The sequence below is a fragment of the Stutzerimonas tianxiuensis genome (genome assembly GCF_053470365.1).
Genome location: NZ_JBPVWS010000014.1, coordinates 96726 through 113843, shown reverse-complemented (window position 1 = coordinate 113843; position 17118 = coordinate 96726). Strand labels below are relative to the sequence as shown.

Genomic DNA, 17118 nt, shown 5'->3' with positions numbered 1-17118 from the left:
ACATCTCGACACAACCAGACGAGGGCTGCAATGCAGATCAGTCAGGCGCTTGTACGACAAACGATTCTGATCCTGCTGGCGTGTGCCGTTGTGCTTACCGGCTGCAGCCGCATGAATCTGGCTTACCGAAATCTGGACCTGCTGATTCCCTGGTCGCTCAACGATTATCTGGACATGAACCGTGACCAGCAGACGCGCTTTCGTGAGCAGCTGCGCGAGCACATCAGCTGGCACTGCCGTACTCAGCTGCCTGGCTATCTGGATCTCATCGAGCAGTTACAGGCACAGGTTCGCCAGGGTTCGCTGGATGAACCCGCGCTCCGGGAGCACTACGAAATCGCCCAGAAGGCAATTCAAACGATCGCGCTGGAGATCACACCGACCACCGTTCAACTGCTTCGCGACCTTGATGACAGGCAGGTAGAGGAGCTGAACGAACAGTTCGAAAGAGATCGCCAGGAGCGCGAGGACAAATACCTGAAACCGCCGCTGGATCAGCAAGTCGGTAAGCGCACCGACCGCATGCAAGAGCGCGTCGAGCAATGGCTTGGCAATGTCACTGCGGCTCAACGCCAACGCATCCAAGAGTGGGCTGAGGCGCTCAACAAGCAGAATCAGCTCTGGCTCGATAACCGAGCGCAATGGCAGCGTTCAATGGTCGATGCCGTGCGCAACCGGGACCAGGCAAACTTTGACGAGCGCATTGCTCGACTGCTCCAGGATCGCGAGGTCTACTGGACCGCGCCCTATCGAGCTGCCTTTCCGGCCGTTGAACAAGCCACAATCGACCTGATTGTCGACCTGTACGACACGGCCGACGCAACCCAGCGTCGTCATATCAGTGAGCGCCTGCAGGACATGAGGCGCGATCTTGGCTCTCTGGACTGCTTACCGGCAACGGCTGACTGACTAGCCGTCGCCGGCACGAAGAAGTGCTAACGGCGTCGACTTGCCAGCAGCAGTCCGACCAAGCCCGCGGCGGCAATGCCACCCGCCAATAACAAACCACGCTGACTTTTCTCGTCGCTGCGCCAGCCACCATCGATGCGTCGCTCACCCAGCGCGGGATGGTAGAGATTGCCGGCCGACGGCGCGACACGCTCGGCACGCCCCAACGCCGCGCCTGTGAGCAGCCCCGACAACCGATCGAAACCTGGCATGATGAAGTGCGCAAAACGAAGCAGCGTAGCAGTCAGCCCCACCGATGTTGTGTGCCGCGGGTGCAGGGCGAGACTGACCATCGCCTCGGCCACCTGGCGCGGATCACAAAGCGGTGGCGGCGGTTGCAGCGAGCGGCCTGCAAAGTTGCCACCGTCCCGAAAACCGGGGGTATCCACCATCGAGGGGTACACATCGCAGACGTGGATTCCCGGCCACCGCGCCAGCTCGCCCCGCAGCGCATGGGAAAAGCCGCGCAGTCCGAACTTGCTTGCCGAATAGGCCACTGCGTACGGCTGCGGCACCCAACTGCCCACCGACTGCGTGTTGATCAGCACGCCGCCGTTCTGTTGTTTGAAATACGGTAGAACGACATGAGCACCGCGCAGATAGCCGATCAGATCCGTCTGCACGACCTGTTCGTGGGCATCCAGCGGCGTCTCGTCGAAAGCACCGACTGCACCAACCCCGGCGTTGTTGATCCAGATATCGATACGGCCTCGACCGAACTCGGCCGCCGCACTGGCGAGCTGTTCGACCGAATCGCTGCGCGTCACGTCCGTCGGCACCACCAGTGCCTCGGCGCCCAGGGCTCGGCATTCATTAGCCACTTCGTGCAACGCCTCCTCGTCACGCGCCGCCAGGACGACTCGGGCCTGCTCCCGCGCAAAGGCTTGCGCTGTGGCACGGCCAATACCGCTGGAGGCGCCAGTGATGACCACCACCACGCCGTCGAGTCTGGATTCGCTCATGTTCGCTTCTCCGGTTTGCTGTCAGTCATAAGCTGACACCCGCGGCGAGGCAAACATTCCCCCGCGCCACGCGCGACGCTAAGTTTCAGACCATCTGCAAAGGCTGGGATCGGGAGGGCGGCGGGAAAGCCTTGTCGAGAAGCGCCAGGTCGTCGGCGCTCAATGTCAGCTCCGCTGCGCTGGCGTTAAGTCGCACATGAGCTGGGTTTGATGACTTGGGAATCACCAGCACCTCCGGCTGGCGCAGCGACCATGCCAGCGCAATCTGGGCAGGTTCCGCACCATGCCGCCGGGCAATGTCGAGTATGGCCTGATGACGCAATAGACCTCCGCCCTGCCCCAGCGGACAGTAAGCCATGACCGGAATGCCCTGCGCCTGGCACCAGGGCAACAGATCAAACTCGATGCCACGCTCCTGAGGGTTATAGAGCACCTGATTGACCGCACAGTCCGGCGCATCCAGCTCGCGCATGTCATCCAGGTCCAGGTTCGATACGCCCCAACGGCGAATCTTTCCGGCCTCTTTCAAACGCTCGAACGCCTCAACCGTTTCCGCCAGCGGGTATTGGCCGCGCCAGTGCAACAGGTAGAGATCGAGGCAGTCTGTACCGAGACGACGCAGGCTGCGCTCGCAGGCCTCAGGAACACCCTTGCGGCTGGCGTTATGGGGGTAGACCTTGCTGACCAGAAACACCTGGTCGCGGCAGCTGCGGATCGCCTCGCCGACCACCTCTTCGGCACCGCCTTCAGCGTACATCTCCGCGGTATCGATCAGAGTCATGCCCAGCTCGATACCCAGCCGCAACGCAGCGATCTCATTGCCACGCTCTGGGGGATTCTCGCCCATGTGCCAGGTGCCCTGCCCAACCAAGGGAACGCTGGCGCCATCGGCTAGCTTGAGGCTACGCATCAGCAGTCTCCTTGCGGGGCGTTTTGCTCGGCGACCGGCTCGGCCCACGGATCATAGGTGCCGAAGTTCCACAAATGGCCCTCAAGGTCGCGACAACTGAAACCACGCCCGCCGTAATCCTGGTCTTTGAGCTCGATGACGATCTCGGCGCCGGCCGCCTTGGCCTTGGTATAAAGGGCGTCGGCACTGTTGACGATCACATAGATGCTCTGAGTAGAGAGGCCTCCCACCTCATCCGGCTGTTTCACTTGGCGGCCGTATTCCGAATCCGCTACCGGCCCGACCATCAACATGCCGCTGCCGAAACTGAGCTGGGCATGAATGACGCCGACCTGCGCATCTTCGATCACACGCTGCTGCTCGAAATCGAAGACCTGGCAAAGCCATTTCAGCGCCGCGGGCACATCCCGATAGCGCAGACAGGGAATCAGATTGGACGTGGTGTTCTTGCTGTACCGAGACATGAGCACTCCTTTCGGTTGCTGCGGCTGCGTCTACGAAAAGCGCACCGCATACCCTTCAGACCGAAACAGGCGCTGACGTTCCCATGCATGGGCCTGTTGCTTACACCCGTTCAGCCAATCCGAGACGGATACCCAGTCCGATCAACACCGAGCCGAGTACACGGTCGAGCCAAAGACTCAAACGACGGTTACTGCGCAGTGCCGAACTTGCCCGAGCCGCCAAGAACACCATGGCGCATTCCACGACGACCGCCACTAGCACCACCAGCACACCCAATATCAACAATTGCAGCGCCACAGCACCATGGTCGGGTCGAACGAACTGTGGCAGAAATGCCATGAAGAAAATGGCCGCTTTCGGGTTGAGGACATCCACGAGGATGCCTTGCCGATAAGCCTGCCAAACGCTGACTTTCGGCGCCGCTTCGAGGTGGAACGATGCGGTGGCTCCGGCAGAGCGCAACGCCTGAACACCGAGGTAAAGCAGATAAGCTGCCCCCACGTACTTGACCACAGCAAAGGCCAACGCCGAGGTGGCCATGATGGCCGAGATCCCCAGAGCAGCGGCCGCGACGTGCACCAACGCTCCGCTACAGACGCCACATACCGAGGCCACCCCGACCCGCCTGCCGCCGGACAGCGTGCGCGACAGAACGAACAGCAAGTCGGGGCCAGGCGACACATTCAGCGCCAGCGCAGCCGAAAAGAACACTAACCAAAACGTCGGCTCTGGCATTTACCTGCTCTGCTCGATTTGAAAAAAGGAGATTAAATCTAGTTCAGTCTGTTCTCGAAAGCCAATCGGCCACACGCGTTTATCAAATGCGGCTCGTCGGAAAACAGGCACCACTTCTCGTTTACGACTTTTTTTTGTCACGTCTCTGAACTACCTTTCTTCACACAATGTCAAAGCGCCAGTCCCGCGAGGATCACGGGCGCTCCTAGATAGATCTCATTGCAAAGGATATGCGTATGTTCGATGAAGCCACTGCGGTGCTCGTCGCCTCCTCCACTCGTCTTGCCCTGCTGTCCGACAGCGAGGAACTGGACGCCCTGCTCCATCAGCATTTACAGGGCTGCCCACAGGCTCGCCTCACTCGCAGCAACATGTTCCGTTCAGGGATTACCGACGCTGATCTGGTTCTGCTCGATGTCTGCAGCTTTGCACACGAGGAATGCCTGCGCCTGCTTCGCCAATTGCGGGATACGCCGACGGCGCTGGTCAACGCCCCGGTCGATCAGGCCCGTCGTTTGCTGGTTCAGCACCCATGGATCAAAGGTGTGTTCTACCCGAACGCCAGTCGCACCAACTTCAGCCGCGGAGTCGGCGTCATTCTTGAGGGCGGCGACTGGCTACCCCGAGCATTGATGGAAAAGCTATTGGGCCGCTACCGTCAGCTGACCCACGCTTCGCGCGCCATCGACGACCTGTCGGTACGGGAGAAGCAAATTCTCGCGCTGGCCGGGAAAGGCCTTTCGAACTCTGAAATCGCCGAGTCCCTTCATCTGAGCACCCATACCATCAAGAGTCATATCCATAACGCCTTGGGCAAGCTGGGCGCGTCCAACCGCGCGCAGGGCGCGTCGCTCGTGCTGGGGCACGTCGGCGAGTCCGGTATATGAGGGCGGCGTGCCTAGGCCTGCTGCTGCTTTTCAGCATCCAGGCCTGTGCCGATGAAGCCGAACTCAAGGGATTCATCACCAACAACACGGTTTCCCGATCCGGACAGGAGTTCTACCGCAAATTCTGTGAACGTCTGAACGACACCAGCGCGCTGGATTTCAACCTGGCCGTCAAGGAACGCCCCTCGGCGCGCTGGGGAATTCTCGTCTGGGTGGAGCAGAACAATCAGCCGCTGTATCGCCGCTTTTTGCAACCGAACGTCGGTGACATGGAGCAAACCGCCTATGAAGCGGCGGATTTCGTGCTGCAAGAGATAAATCGTAGGAAAGTCGAAGCACTATTCGAAGACACCATTGACCTCGCGAAGGATGAGTTATGAACCGGCCACAACAAAAAATCACCGGCGTGTTCCTGGCCGGATTGCTGCTTAGCTCCGGCCTCAGTGCCACCGAACTGGTCTATACCCCCGTCAATCCATCGTTTGGCGGCAGCCCCCTCAACGGTGCGTGGCTGCTGGGCAGTGCCCAGGCGCAGAACGACAAGAAGGATCCGGATGCGGTCGACCGCTCCATTTATGAGCGGCCTTCAGATCTGGAGCGCCTTACCAGTCAGCTGGAATCAAGCCTGCTGAGTGAGCTGCTTAGGGATGCGCAAGCAGGCGAAACCGGTTCGCTCACAACCACGGACTTCTTCGTTCGGGCCTACAACGGCGATGCTGGCTTACTGATCGTCGAAATTACCGATCGAGTGACCGGTGAAATCTCAGAAATCATCATTGGACAATAACCAGGGAGAGAAAGGCCATGAGAAGCCTATTTGTAGCCATCGGGATGATGGCTGTTCTACAAGGCTGCGCCGTACGCGAGCCAATGTCGGCAGACCAGGAAACCCCAACACTCACGCCGCGTACCTCGACCTACCAGGATCTACTTGAGCTGCCCCGCCCGCGAGGCCCACTCGTGGCAGCGGTCTACGGATTTCGCGATCAGACCGGTCAGTACAAGCCCAGCCCGGCCTCCTCCTTTTCCACAGCGGTAACCCAGGGTGCAGCGAGCATGCTGGTCGATGCCATGCAGGCCAGCGGCTGGTTTATCGTGCTTGAGCGTGAGGGCCTGCAGAACGTGCTGACCGAGCGCAAGATCATTCGGGCTTCGCAAGCCAAACCGGACGTGGCGCCAAATATTCAATCCGAACTGCCATCGCTGCTGGCCGCCAACATCATTATGGAAGGCGCCATCGTCGCCTACGAAACCAACGTGCGCAGTGGCGGGCAAGGTGCTCGCTATCTGGGTATTGGGGTATCGCAGGAATACCGGGTCGATCAAGTCACAGTCAATCTGCGCGCCATCGACGTACGCAGCGGCCAGGTGCTATCCAACGTGATGACCACCAAAACCATCTACTCCATCGGACGCAGCGCCAACGTCTACAAGTTCATCGAATTCAAGGAACTGCTCGAAGCCGAGGCCGGCTACACCACCAACGAACCGGCGCAGCTCTGCGTGCTGTCAGCCATCGAGGCGGCCGTCGCCCACCTCATCGCTCAGGGTGTCGACCGTCGTCTGTGGCAAACCGCCGACAGCACGCCGGCAGTCGACGCTCAGTTGGCCAAGTACCTCAGCACGCCGGCCAACCCCTAGCAAACGAAGCGGTTTCAGCCGTTAGATGGATTTGTTAAATCGCGGTTTAGATCAGGATGACTTACCGCGACTTAACCAAGGATGACTGATGTTCGACGCGCAAAGGATTGCTCGCAAAGCGCTGGTGCCGCTGATGCTGACAGCGCTTAACTGCTCTGCCCTCCAGGCATCCAATCTCTCGACCTCGGCCGACCTAGCGCCTGACGAAATCGCCGCCAGCCGATCTCAAGTGATCTCACTGACACAAACCAAAACCGATATCCCCGCCCGCAACCTGGCGCTCGTCGCTCAGGCTGGCGAAAGCCTGAACGGGGACATCACACAGACTGGCAACGCACTGGAAGCCTTCATCCTCCAGAGCGGCTATGCGCTCGATGCATCCATCGAGCAGCAAGGCAGTCACAACCTCGGATTGATTGTTCAAACGGGCAGCTACAACGAGGCCCGCATCGAACAGTACGGCGCATACAACAACGCGTTGATCGAACAGACCGGCACTGGGCATAGCAGCAGCGTCACGCAGCATGGCCAGGGTCTGAGCGTGCTGGTCCGCCAGTACCGCTGAAAAAAGCACCACCAGGAAGTACCGCTGAAAACATTCCATGGAGATACAACAATGTTCAAGATCAAACCCCTTGTAGCTGCCCTGCTGACCGTTGCCGCCGCTCAGGCTATGGCCGCCGATCACACGTCCGAACAGCGCCAGAACGGTGTAAACAATGTTGCCGAGGTAGCCCAAAGCTTCGGCAGTTCCAGCATGGCCAAACAGGTGCAGAGCGGCTGGGGCAACGACGCAATGGTCGAGCAGACCGGCTCTTCGTCCTCCTCCGCACTGCAGACCCAGACCGCCAATTTTAATGAGGCGGACGTCAACCAGACCCTGGCCTTCAACAGCCGCTCCGTGCAGTGGCAGTACGGACACGCGAATCAAGCCAGCGTCAGCCAGAGCGGCACCTTGGGCAGCAGCGCTGAACAGCGCCAGCGCGGCCAGGGCAACACTGCCAAGACTGAGCAGGGCGTTAGCTATGGCGCCGAAGCGTTCACCAAGCAGGACGGCACCGACAACTCAGCGACCAGCTACCAGTTCGCAGTCAATGGCAGCAAGAGTTCGCTGTATCAGGACGGCAACCTCAACGAGGCTACCCTTAGCCAGACTTTAAGCTCCGGTGATCGCGCCTTGGTCGATCAGCTGGGCGATCGGAACATGGCTGAGGTGGTGCAGACCTGGAGCAGTGGCTCGGTAGCCGAAGTTGAGCAAATTGGCACGGCGAACAACGCCGATGTGTATCAAGCCGGACGCAATCAAGAGGCCTACGCCTACTCGAGCGGCAAATACAACACAGTCAACGTCGACCAACGCGGCAGCAATCAGAACGGCTTCGTGTATCAGCAGGGCAACCTGAACAAGGCAACCCTGGATCAGCGCGGCAATGGCAACACAGCTACCGCCAACCAAACTGGCCTCGATAACGCGGCCGCGATCGACCAGAACGGACGCGAACAGATCGCCAAGGTCGACCAGCGCGGCGGCTACAATCAAGCCGAAGTCGAGCAGCAGGGCAAATACAACGAGCTGAACTTCTCCCAGTCGGACGTCGGCAACATCCTGGCGGCGCATCAGGACGGTGACAGCAACCGCATCACCGGGTCTAGCACGGGTGTCAATAACAACGTCGACATCGACCAGGACGGCGACCTCAACGTGGCCAGCGTCAGCCAGAACGGTTTCTTCAACGAGGCAGACCTGGTTCAGAACGGCCAGAGCCACACCGCTACGGTTATGCAGAGCGGCAGCAACCACACCGCAGACGTTATGCAGAGCGGTATCGGCAACACCGCGTTGATCAGCCAGGCAGGTCTCAACAACATGGCGATTGTTAGCCAACACTGACGTCGCAGCAGCCAAAACTGCCGGCCGTGTGCCGGCAGTTTCGTTTCCATCCCACGTCGACTAATCCGGCTATATGCGCCACCGGCGCTATTCGCCAAACCATACGCCAGCGCCAGGGCATGTCTGTTGGCGTTGCTTCAGCCCTAGACTCGGATCGCTGTGCCTATAACGAGCGACGGGTGAAAACCAATGCCTTGAGACCACTGTCGGGGTTGATATCGGGAAACTCCGGCGGGTTCTCCAGCCGCTCGTGAAACACCAGTTTTGGCGCTTCGGTCGCCATGCCTTGAACGAGAAATTCAGGGCCGGTGTCCGGATCATTAATGCAGGCCAGCACCGTCCCGCTTTCGGTGAGCAGCTCGGGCAGACGCCTGAGGATCTTCTGATAATCGCGGCTCAGCGCAAAGCTGCCCTTCTGGAAAGACGGCGGGTCGATGATCACCAGGTCGTAGGGGCCGGTCTTTTTCACTTTGCCCCAGGATTTAAACAGCTCATGGCCAAGGAAACTGACCCGACTCAGGTCATGGTCGTTGAGCCGATGGTTGTCCCGCCCGCGACTCAACGCGGCGCGTGCCATGTCGAGGTTGACCACATGCTCAGCGCCACCCGCGATCGCAGCGACGGAAAAGCCACAGGTGTAGGCGAACAGATTGAGCACGCGCTTGCCGGCGGCATGCTGCTGAACCCAGCGCCTGCCGTAACGCATGTCGAGAAACAGCCCGTTGTTTTGCTTGATGCCCAGGTCAAGCTTGTAGCGCAGGCCGTTCTCGCTGATCAGCCATTCCTCGATAGGCTCGCCCAGCAGCTGCTGCATGTGGCTATCCGGCAGATAGCGGTGTTGCAGCAAAAGCGTATGCGCCCCGCTCGCCTTCCAGGCTGGTCCTCTCGTCAGGACAGAAAGCATCTCGACCAGTGCATCCAATTCCGATGCGGCCGGCTCGCGGAACAGCGAGATCAATACCACCCCTTGCAGCCAGTCCGCCGTGACGTGCTCAAGCCCGGCCCAGCAGCGCCCTCGCCCGTGAAATATCCGGCGGGTTTCGTCGGGCACCTGGGTCAGGGCTTGGGTGAGGTGCTGCTGGAGGGTAGCGAGGGCGTCGGGCTGCATGATCGGTCGTCTCAAAAAAGGCGCGCGCATTCTAATCGCGAACCGCTGGCGCTGCTGAGCCGATAGCAGTCGAACCGAACAATGTCGATGAACACTGTCACGCGAGACGACAGTAAGACCGCGGGTTTAGACTGCTTGGCTCGGTGCGATAAGCGCACCATGGCGCGAGCAAAAGGACAGCATTGCATGGAAGCCACCGCACACCGCCCCTTCGACGCCTTGCGCCGGGTCGCGCCGGCTGCGTTGGCGATCATCCCGGTAAGCCTGTTGTTCGGCGTGCTGGCCGGACGCTCAGACTGGAGCCCGCTCGACGTCGCCCTGATCGGCCTGCTGGGTTTTACCGGAAGCGGACAGTTTGCCGTTTTACCACTGGCTGATTCCGGCGCCGGGTTCCTCACGATGTTGCTGCTCACCGCCTCGATCAACAGTCGCTATCTGCCGATTGCCTACGTCTCGGCAACGCGCCTGCCCAGGAGCCGGGCACCACGCGCGCTGCTGGCTCACATGCTCGGCGACGAGGCTTATGCCAGCGAGCGCGAACAGGACTCCTGGGCTCAGCTGGCGATGATCCGCGGCAGCCTTTTCCTGACCTGGGTGATCGCCGGAGTGGCGGGCGCCTTGATGGGTCGCCTGATCCCTTCAGCCTGGCTCGACGTCGACCTGAACCTCGGGTTTCCAGCAAGCGTGGTGTTGATGTATCTCTCGATCAGCCAGTTGCGTGCTCGGCTGCCACAGTTTGATGCAGGCAAAGCGCGCCTTTTGTTGGCAGTGTTGCTCTGTGCAGCACTCGCCGTGCTGCTGATCCTGCTACTAGGTCCGCTGTATTTCTGGATCCCCAGCGTGCTGCTCGCCACTTTTGTGCTTTCGAAGGTGCGCGCATGACGACTTCCATACTGCTGGCTATCGCGGCCTTATTCGCCACCAGCTGCCTGGTACGCATCCTGCCGGTATTCGTCAGCATCGACCTGACCGACACAACCCGGCGGCTACTCGAACGCGTACTACCAACCGCCGTGTTCATCAATTTCGCCGCATACATCCTCTATAGCGAGGCCACCAAGGCGCCATTGGCTGCCGGGGTTGCGTTGACGCTGGTCGCGGGCATCGCCGTGGCAACACGGCTGGGCCTGATCATGACAGCCGTGCTGGGTAGCGGCTGTTATTACCTGCTGCAGTCTCTAACTGGAAGCTAAACGAGCCTCACGCCGGGCTCGGTGATCTGGCCGCCCGGCCCTTGCGCGGCGCCGTTTTGCGTCCAGCACCCTTGCGCTTTTTCCAGGGCGCGCCGCGACCGCCAGGCATGGCCGGGCCAGTGATATTCAAGCGAACGCCCTTGCACCGCTCCACCTGCTTGCTCATCCACGCCGATTGTTTGCTGACAAACTCTTCCAGGCTCATCTCACCGTTCTGCACCATGTCCAGGGCCTGTTCCCAGATCGCCGTGGTGCCAGGATCGGCGATGGCGCGCGGCACAGCGTCAATCAGGCTAAACGCCGCTGGCGTTGCCGCCAGCGCCTTGCCCTGCTTGGTCAGATAGCCACGGTCGAGCAGGCCCTGGATGATTCCCGCGCGGGTCGCCTCGGTGCCAATACCAGTGGTGTCCTTGAGCTTTTGTTTCAGCTTGGGATCATCCACCAGCTTCGCAACGTTCTTCATTGCCTTGATCAGGTCGCCTTCGGTGAAGGGTTTGGGCGGTTGGGTCCAGAGGTCCTTGAGCACGACATCGGCCACCGGATACACCTGCCCCTGTTGCAACACCGGCAAGCTTTGCGCGGACGCATTCGCCGCATCTACGTGTCGCCCACGGCTGGCCGCAAGCGCTTCGGGCAAGGCGCGTTTCCAGCCCGGTTCGACAACTTGCTTGCCCACCGCTCGCAGCGCCTCGCCGGCGCAATCGAAGTCAGCCTGCGTACGGTCGTATTCGTGGCTCGGCAGAAACTGCGCCAGGTAACGAGCGCGAATTAGCGTGTAGACAGCACGCGGCTTGCCCGTCAGCCGCTCCAGCGAGCGCGCCGCGGCGGTAGGAATGATGCCGTGGTGCGCGCCTACCTTGGCGTCATTCCAGGCGCGCGACTTGCGCCGCGGATCCAGATGCGGCTTGAGCGCGACCAGTGTCGAGTCAGCCCCGGCCAGCGCTGCAAGAATCGCGGGCGCCTCGCTATGCTGGCTCAACGGCAGATAGCCGCAATCGCTGCGCGGGTAGGTGATCAGCTTGTAGGTTTCGTAAAGTGACTGGGCGATATCAAGGGTTTCCTGAGCGCCCAGCCCGAGCTTTTTCGAACAGATTTCCTGCAGCGTCCCGAGATCGAACGGCAGTGGTGGCGCTTCTCGCATACGCTCGGTCTTGAGTTTCTGCAGCCTCGCCTCCCCCGCCTGACGCATGGCCTCTGCTGCCCGCTGCGCAAGGTGCTGGTCGAGGCAGCGGCCCTGATCATCGCAGCGATCGTCCGCTGCTCGCCATTGCGCGGTGAACGGCACGCCATCACCCAGCAGCTGCACCTCGATGGCCCAGAATGGCAGCGGCACGAAGCCGGCAATGCTGCGATCGCGATCGACCACCAGCCGCAGCGTTGGTGTCTGCACGCGGCCCACGGGCAGCACACCCTGATAGCCGGACTGCTGTCCGAGCAAGGTGAACAACCGGCTCATGTTCATGCCGATCAGCCAGTCCGCCCGCGAACGGCCCAGCGCCGACTGATACAGATTGAAGGTGTCCGCGCCCGCGCGCAGTGAACCGAGTGCCTTGCGGATTGAGGCATCGTCCAGTGCCGACAGCCACAGACGCTGAATCGGCCCGCGATACCGGCAATGCTCGACCAGCTCCCGCGCGATCATTTCGCCTTCGCGGTCGGCATCAGTGGCAATGACTAGCTCGCTCGCTTCGCCCAGCAGCCGCTTGACCGCCTTGTACTGGCTCGCGGTCTTGGGCTTGACCTGCATCTTCCAGCGCTCGGGCACGATGGGCAGATCCGCCAGCACCCAGCGTTTGTAGCGCGCGTCGTAGCTGTCTGGCGGCGCGGTTTCCAGCAAGTGGCCGATGCACCATGTGACGGTAACGCTCGCACCCACCCAGCAGCCATCGCCACGCCGGGTAGCACCAAGCACCTGGGCAATGTCCTTGGCCTGGGAAGGTTTTTCGCAGAGAAACAGCCGCATCGGGTCATCACTAGATCATTCGTGGATGACGCACAGCATGCGCAGCGGTGATGCCTGAAGCAAGATTTATCTGTATGGATATACAGCCAATAGTGACTCCACTATGCGAAGACGCAGCGCCGTGACTCAATCTAGAGGGTTACAGAGCACCGCCTAATTCAAACGGTTACTTGATCAGCCAACGTCTGGACGCTGGACATCACAACGGGCTCTGCTTGGCACACGCGATTGCGCCCGCTTTTCTTGGCGTCGTACAGCGCCCTGTCGGCGCGCCCCAGCGCGGTTTCAATACTCTCTTGCTCGATATTGATCTCCGCGACGCCAATGCTTGCAGTTACCTGAATGTTCTCGCCTATGCTGACAGCGACTTCCAGCGCCTGCACTGCAAGACGGATACGCTCAGCACACTGACTGGCTTCCAACAGGTTGGCACCTGGTAGCAGGACAACAAACTCTTCGCCGCCCAAACGTGCAACAAGGTCAACAGTGCGACTTTCCTCTTTCAGTGTTTTCGCCAGATACATGATGACCTTGTCACCACAGGCATGGCCGTGGGAGTCGTTGATGCGCTTGAAGTGGTCTATATCCAGGGTCACGATCGACATCGGAGTGCGGGTCTGTCTGGCCAACTCCAGCAAATAGTCTGATTCTGGGAAAAAGAACCGTCGGTTATACAACTTGGTTAGCGGATCGGTGGCGGCCTGCTTCTTCAGGTCCTCCTGGGAGGCACGCATGTCTTCAAGCAGCTTGATACGGTGAGAGATGATGAATGCCAGGGTCAGCGCTTCGAGCACGATACCGATACCCACCCCGTGGCTGCTTACGTAACTCGGCGAAAGTAGCCCCTTATAGGTGAGCACGGCGAGGATGTTGAACAGTACGAAGAAGCTATGACCGACCAAGAAATACTTTGCGAGCGGATGGCCCTTACGGTACAGCGAGATGCTGACCGAAAAGGTGACCAGCATCATAAGCGCCGCCAAGCTGCTTGCCGGTTTGAGCGCAGCGGAAATATCGAATACGGACCAGACAAGGGTCGCTGTTAGGAGTGCAATCAATCCCTGTAAAAAACGGTGCTCGGCCGGGTAGAACAATTTGGTTTCGAAGATAGCCATCATGAATAGCAGCAGGAAGATCGGCATTGTGATCAGTGACATGTTCAGCTGGAAAACGGCGTCACCATATCCGTTGAACACACTGGCGATCAGGCCGTAGGACAGTGCAATCCAAGTCAGTCCGGAAATCAGATACAGCGAGTAGTAGATATTTTCCCGGTTACTGGTAGCGAAATATAGCAACGCGTTGTAAAGCACTAGCGCGAGTAGCATTCCGACCATCAGGGCTATATCGGTGTTTATACTTACCAGTGCTAGACGCGAGGCTTGTTCATCAAAAATTTCGACTGCAAACCACTGATGCGAATAAGAGAAGCTGCGCACGTAGAGCGTGGTGGACTGTTGCACCGCCAGCGTCAGAGGGAAAACTACAGTCCCGCGATACATCAAATCGGAACCGGCCGTTTGGTTCAGATCTAGCACTTCGTGCCGCAGCAGCTCGCCGTCTCGCTCCTGATAAATACTGACTGAGCGTAGATGGTAGGCGTGTGGCAGATGGACAAACAGCTTCTGATCCGCGCTCGATGCATTCTTCAGAGCCAGCCGGTACCAGGCGACTCGCGCATCAGTGCCCAAGGAGGTCCGGTTGCTGGTTTCCTTGAACGGCTGGGTTCTGGCCTGTTCAAAAGTTAGGGTACGCGAGGGATCGACGAGGTAGCCCATATTAAAGTCGGTCAGTTCGACTGGGCCCTGGTCAATTACCAACTGTGATGCGGCACATGTCTGTTCCACTGCCAGCAGAAACATAAGTGCGAACAACACCTGCTTGTATAGATCCATCTGCCAAAGCCTGTCTTATGTTCGCGTGTGCCGGGGTTTATCTGTGCGCTGCGGTTCCCTCGAAGCGAATATACTCAAATCCGACCGCCAATCCCATGTTGACCTTTGTATACATAGTATTTTCCTGATATATGCGCGGGTCTTGGATCAGGCGGATGGTAGCTGCATAATTTGCCTTCGCTGGCTGCCTCGGCATATGTCCCGTGGCGCTCAACGGTAGCGCTGGCTTCTTGCAGATTCTTGAGCCCTGCACGCAAGATGTTCCGCGAAGTTAAGTCGTCACGCTCCTGCTTGAAATTTGGCGCTGCTAATGTGGTGGTGGTGCAGGATGATTTGCCTGCTTTGACCTAAAGCAGCCGCCCGCCCATCAGACCCGAGCAGACATATATCTGTCTTCAGCAGAACGGCAGCCCCTTCCCGGCTCGCCCCGACAAGCAGTGATTACCACGGCAACCCCTCTCCGCTATATGCATAAAACCCACCGCTGGCCTCCGGCCCCAGCCCGTCGATGACGCGCAGCAGGTCATCGGCCGCCTCGCTGGCCGGCCGGCCTATTTCGCTGCCGCGGAAAGGCTGTGACAGGCGGGAGCTCACCGTACCCGGATGTAGAGCCAGCAACACGGCATTCGGCTGGCTGCGCTTGACCTCGATGGCAGCCGTCTTGATCAGCATGTTCAGCGCGGCCTTGGAAGCGCGGTAGCTGTACCAGCCGCCGAGGCGGTTGTCGCCGATGCTGCCGACCTTGGCTGAGAGCATGGCCAATACACCGCGCTGGCGGTCGAGCAGCGGACAGAAGTGTCGCAGCAACAGCGCGGGACCGAAGGTGTTCACCTGGAAGGTGTCGAGCAGCTGCTGGTGATCGAGGTCGGCGAGGCGCTTTTCCGGCATGAAAGCGTCGCTGTGCAGCACACCCGCCGCATTGATGATGAGGTGGAACGGGCCCTGCCCGGCTACCTCCGCCGCGGCTTGTCCGATGCTGGTGGGGTCGGTTAGGTCCAGCGGCGGTATGGTGGAGCGCGCAAGTTCAGTTACCGAGGCGCAACGCGGGTCCGCCCGTAACGTTTCGACCAGCGCAGCACCGATGCCGCCAGAGGCACCGATGACCAGTGCGCGATATCCCTCGGGAAAAGAATCCATCTGCATTCTGTTTGCCTCTGGCCGCGATCAGGCCTGATTGGAATGGTCGGGTCCGACTTTAGGGTTGAGCGCTTAGCCTGGTTTGTCGGGCAAACCGGTGCGCCATTGCTCGATGTGCTTCGCCAGCAGGTCGGCCACCGGCAGACAGGCGCCGAGCCGGTAGAGGTTCCAGTAATGCCCTTCCAGCGTTCGATTGACCAGTAGCGTACCGGACGCCGGCTGCAGACTGCCGAGTGCGGACATCAGCAAAGGCGAGAGCTCGACCAGCTGCTGATGCAGGGACGCGCCGCGGAAATCCCATTCCGCGCCCGGTTGCAGCAGCGGATGCAGCAGCAAATGGATGCGTCGATACAGGCTATGCGGCGGCGCGCTGCCGGGCTGGCGCCCTCCGAGTGCCTGGAAGCCCGCCTCCAGCGCCTCGCTGGAGGGACCGCGCAGGGCGTCGAAGATCTGTACATAAGCACGCAGCAAGCGCTCCGGCAGCGGCACGACGCTGCCGAAGTCGTAGACCACCAGTTCCCCGGTCTCGGTCCAGGCGAGATTGCCTGGGTGCGGGTCCGCGTGCAGCAGTCCCAGGCCGAACGCCTGCTCGGCAAGCCAGTCGCACAGAGCTTCGGCCAGCTGTTGCCGAATTTTGAGGGCCGCCTGGTCGACCTCGTTCATTGAGCGCCCCGGCACTTCCTCCAGCACCAGCACACCCGGAAGGCACAACGCCGGGACGGCATACGGAATGCGCAGGCCAGGCCAGCCGCTGAAATGCTGGCGAAAGCGCTCGAGGTTGTTGCGCTCGGCCTCGTAGTCGAGCTCCTGGTCGATGGCGCGCTGCAGCTCACGGTAGACGGATTCGAGCCGCGCCGAGGGCGTGCCGAACAGCCGCCCCAGCGGCATCAAGCGACGCAACTGTCGGAGGTCAGCGTCGCAGATGCCGCGAATGCCTGGATACTGGACCTTCATGATCAGAGCCCGCCCCTGCCGATCACGTGCGCGGTGTACCTGCCCCAGTGACGCCGCCGCAGCGGGTTGGGGTTCGATGGTTTCGAACAGCTCGTACAGCTGCCCGTCGTAGAGACGTTGCAGGTAGGACTCAAGCGAGGCGAACGGCAGCGAAGGAACCTGGTTCTGTAGACGAGACAGCGCCGCGCTTATCGGCTGGGGCAACACGTCCTGCCATTGCGAAGCCTGTTGGCCGAGCTTGAGTACCGGGCCCTTCATCTGCCCTAGCGTCTCGCCGAGCGATGAGCCGACCGGCTCCCAGTCGATACGCGCCTTGCCAGGTGTGATGCGCTGCACCAGCAGATTGCCTGCTATCCGGGCGCCAGTGCCACCAAGGTTGAGGAAGCGCCCCAGCGCTGACGTCGATGGGCGAGAGAAACGAGACATGCA

At 60.2% G+C, this 17118-nt stretch carries 18 protein-coding genes; 9 read left to right on the top strand and 9 right to left on the bottom strand.

Going from position 1 to position 17118, the window contains the following annotated elements; genetic code table 11:
- The first annotated feature begins 30 nt into the window (after window positions 1-30).
- Window positions 31-909 carry a DUF6279 family lipoprotein gene (locus ACSSNI_RS17475; protein WP_448259761.1) on the top strand — a complete coding sequence of 293 codons (879 nt, stop codon included), beginning with the start codon at window positions 31-33 and terminating at the stop codon, window positions 907-909.
- Window positions 910-935: 26 nt separating this feature from the next.
- Here ACSSNI_RS17475 and ACSSNI_RS17470 read toward each other — a convergent pair whose 3' ends face one another.
- From ACSSNI_RS17470 to ACSSNI_RS17455, 4 genes are all read right to left on the bottom strand, one after another.
- The gene (locus ACSSNI_RS17470; RefSeq protein ID WP_200638873.1) at window positions 936-1910 is read right to left on the bottom strand and encodes an SDR family oxidoreductase; all 975 of its coding nucleotides are present in this window, start codon (window positions 1908-1910) and stop codon (window positions 936-938) included.
- Window positions 1911-1995: 85 nt separating this feature from the next.
- Window positions 1996-2820, bottom strand: coding sequence for an aldo/keto reductase (locus ACSSNI_RS17465; protein WP_448259759.1), 825 nt, complete (start codon window positions 2818-2820; stop codon window positions 1996-1998).
- Window positions 2820-3284 (bottom strand): VOC family protein, encoded by a 465-nt coding sequence (locus ACSSNI_RS17460; RefSeq protein WP_102835840.1) that lies wholly within the window; start codon window positions 3282-3284, stop codon window positions 2820-2822. Before ACSSNI_RS17460 ends, ACSSNI_RS17465 begins: the two co-directional genes overlap by 1 nt.
- Before the next feature lie 100 nt (window positions 3285-3384).
- Window positions 3385-4020, bottom strand: a complete 636-nt coding sequence (locus ACSSNI_RS17455; protein ID WP_448259757.1) for a LysE family translocator — start codon at window positions 4018-4020, stop codon at window positions 3385-3387.
- Between the two features lie 236 nt (window positions 4021-4256).
- Here ACSSNI_RS17455 and ACSSNI_RS17450 point away from each other — a divergent pair, with 236 nt between their 5' ends.
- From ACSSNI_RS17450 to ACSSNI_RS17425, 6 genes are all read left to right on the top strand, one after another.
- Window positions 4257-4907, top strand: a complete 651-nt coding sequence (locus ACSSNI_RS17450) for a helix-turn-helix transcriptional regulator (protein ID WP_159968772.1) — start codon at window positions 4257-4259, stop codon at window positions 4905-4907.
- A complete protein-coding gene (gene csgE, locus ACSSNI_RS17445) occupies window positions 4904-5287 on the top strand; it encodes a curli production assembly/transport protein CsgE (protein WP_448259754.1) in 384 nt (127 codons plus the stop codon). Before ACSSNI_RS17450 ends, csgE begins: the two co-directional genes overlap by 4 nt.
- Window positions 5284-5694: a curli assembly protein CsgF gene (locus ACSSNI_RS17440; RefSeq protein ID WP_448259752.1), complete on the top strand. Its 411-nt coding sequence runs from the start codon at window positions 5284-5286 to the stop codon at window positions 5692-5694. The genes csgE and ACSSNI_RS17440 overlap by 4 nt, the downstream gene beginning before the upstream one ends.
- Window positions 5695-5711: 17 nt before the next feature.
- On the top strand, window positions 5712-6548 hold the full coding sequence (locus tag ACSSNI_RS17435) for a CsgG/HfaB family protein (protein ID WP_102835835.1): 837 nt from the start codon (window positions 5712-5714) through the stop codon (window positions 6546-6548).
- Window positions 6549-6636: 88 nt separating this feature from the next.
- Window positions 6637-7113: a curli production assembly protein CsgB gene (locus ACSSNI_RS17430; RefSeq protein ID WP_448259750.1), complete on the top strand. Its 477-nt coding sequence runs from the start codon at window positions 6637-6639 to the stop codon at window positions 7111-7113.
- 51 nt (window positions 7114-7164) lie between these two features.
- A complete protein-coding gene (locus ACSSNI_RS17425) occupies window positions 7165-8439 on the top strand; it encodes a hypothetical protein (protein ID WP_448259748.1) in 1275 nt (424 codons plus the stop codon).
- A gap of 163 nt (window positions 8440-8602) precedes the next feature.
- Here the strand turns inward: ACSSNI_RS17425 and ACSSNI_RS17420 are convergent, their stop codons facing one another.
- Window positions 8603-9547, bottom strand: coding sequence for a class I SAM-dependent methyltransferase (locus ACSSNI_RS17420; protein WP_448259746.1), 945 nt, complete (start codon window positions 9545-9547; stop codon window positions 8603-8605).
- A gap of 186 nt (window positions 9548-9733) precedes the next feature.
- Here ACSSNI_RS17420 and ACSSNI_RS17415 point away from each other — a divergent pair, with 186 nt between their 5' ends.
- A complete protein-coding gene (locus ACSSNI_RS17415) occupies window positions 9734-10429 on the top strand; it encodes an AzlC family ABC transporter permease (RefSeq protein ID WP_448259744.1) in 696 nt (231 codons plus the stop codon).
- Window positions 10426-10740 (top strand): hypothetical protein, encoded by a 315-nt coding sequence (locus ACSSNI_RS17410; RefSeq protein ID WP_448259742.1) that lies wholly within the window; start codon window positions 10426-10428, stop codon window positions 10738-10740. The genes ACSSNI_RS17415 and ACSSNI_RS17410 overlap by 4 nt, the downstream gene beginning before the upstream one ends.
- Window positions 10741-10747: 7 nt before the next feature.
- On the opposite strand, the gene ACSSNI_RS17405 is transcribed toward ACSSNI_RS17410, so the two are convergent.
- The 4 genes from ACSSNI_RS17405 to ACSSNI_RS17390 form a co-directional block, all read right to left on the bottom strand.
- Window positions 10748-12703, bottom strand: a complete 1956-nt coding sequence (locus ACSSNI_RS17405) for a DNA topoisomerase III (protein ID WP_319300349.1) — start codon at window positions 12701-12703, stop codon at window positions 10748-10750.
- Window positions 12704-12861: 158 nt separating this feature from the next.
- Window positions 12862-14598, bottom strand: a complete 1737-nt coding sequence (locus tag ACSSNI_RS17400) for a sensor domain-containing diguanylate cyclase (protein WP_448259739.1) — start codon at window positions 14596-14598, stop codon at window positions 12862-12864.
- A gap of 441 nt (window positions 14599-15039) precedes the next feature.
- On the bottom strand, window positions 15040-15741 hold the full coding sequence (locus tag ACSSNI_RS17395) for an SDR family NAD(P)-dependent oxidoreductase (RefSeq protein ID WP_200638840.1): 702 nt from the start codon (window positions 15739-15741) through the stop codon (window positions 15040-15042).
- Window positions 15742-15807: 66 nt separating this feature from the next.
- Window positions 15808-17115, bottom strand: coding sequence for an ABC1 kinase family protein (locus ACSSNI_RS17390; RefSeq protein WP_200638838.1), 1308 nt, complete (start codon window positions 17113-17115; stop codon window positions 15808-15810).
- Window positions 17116-17118 lie beyond the last annotated feature (3 nt).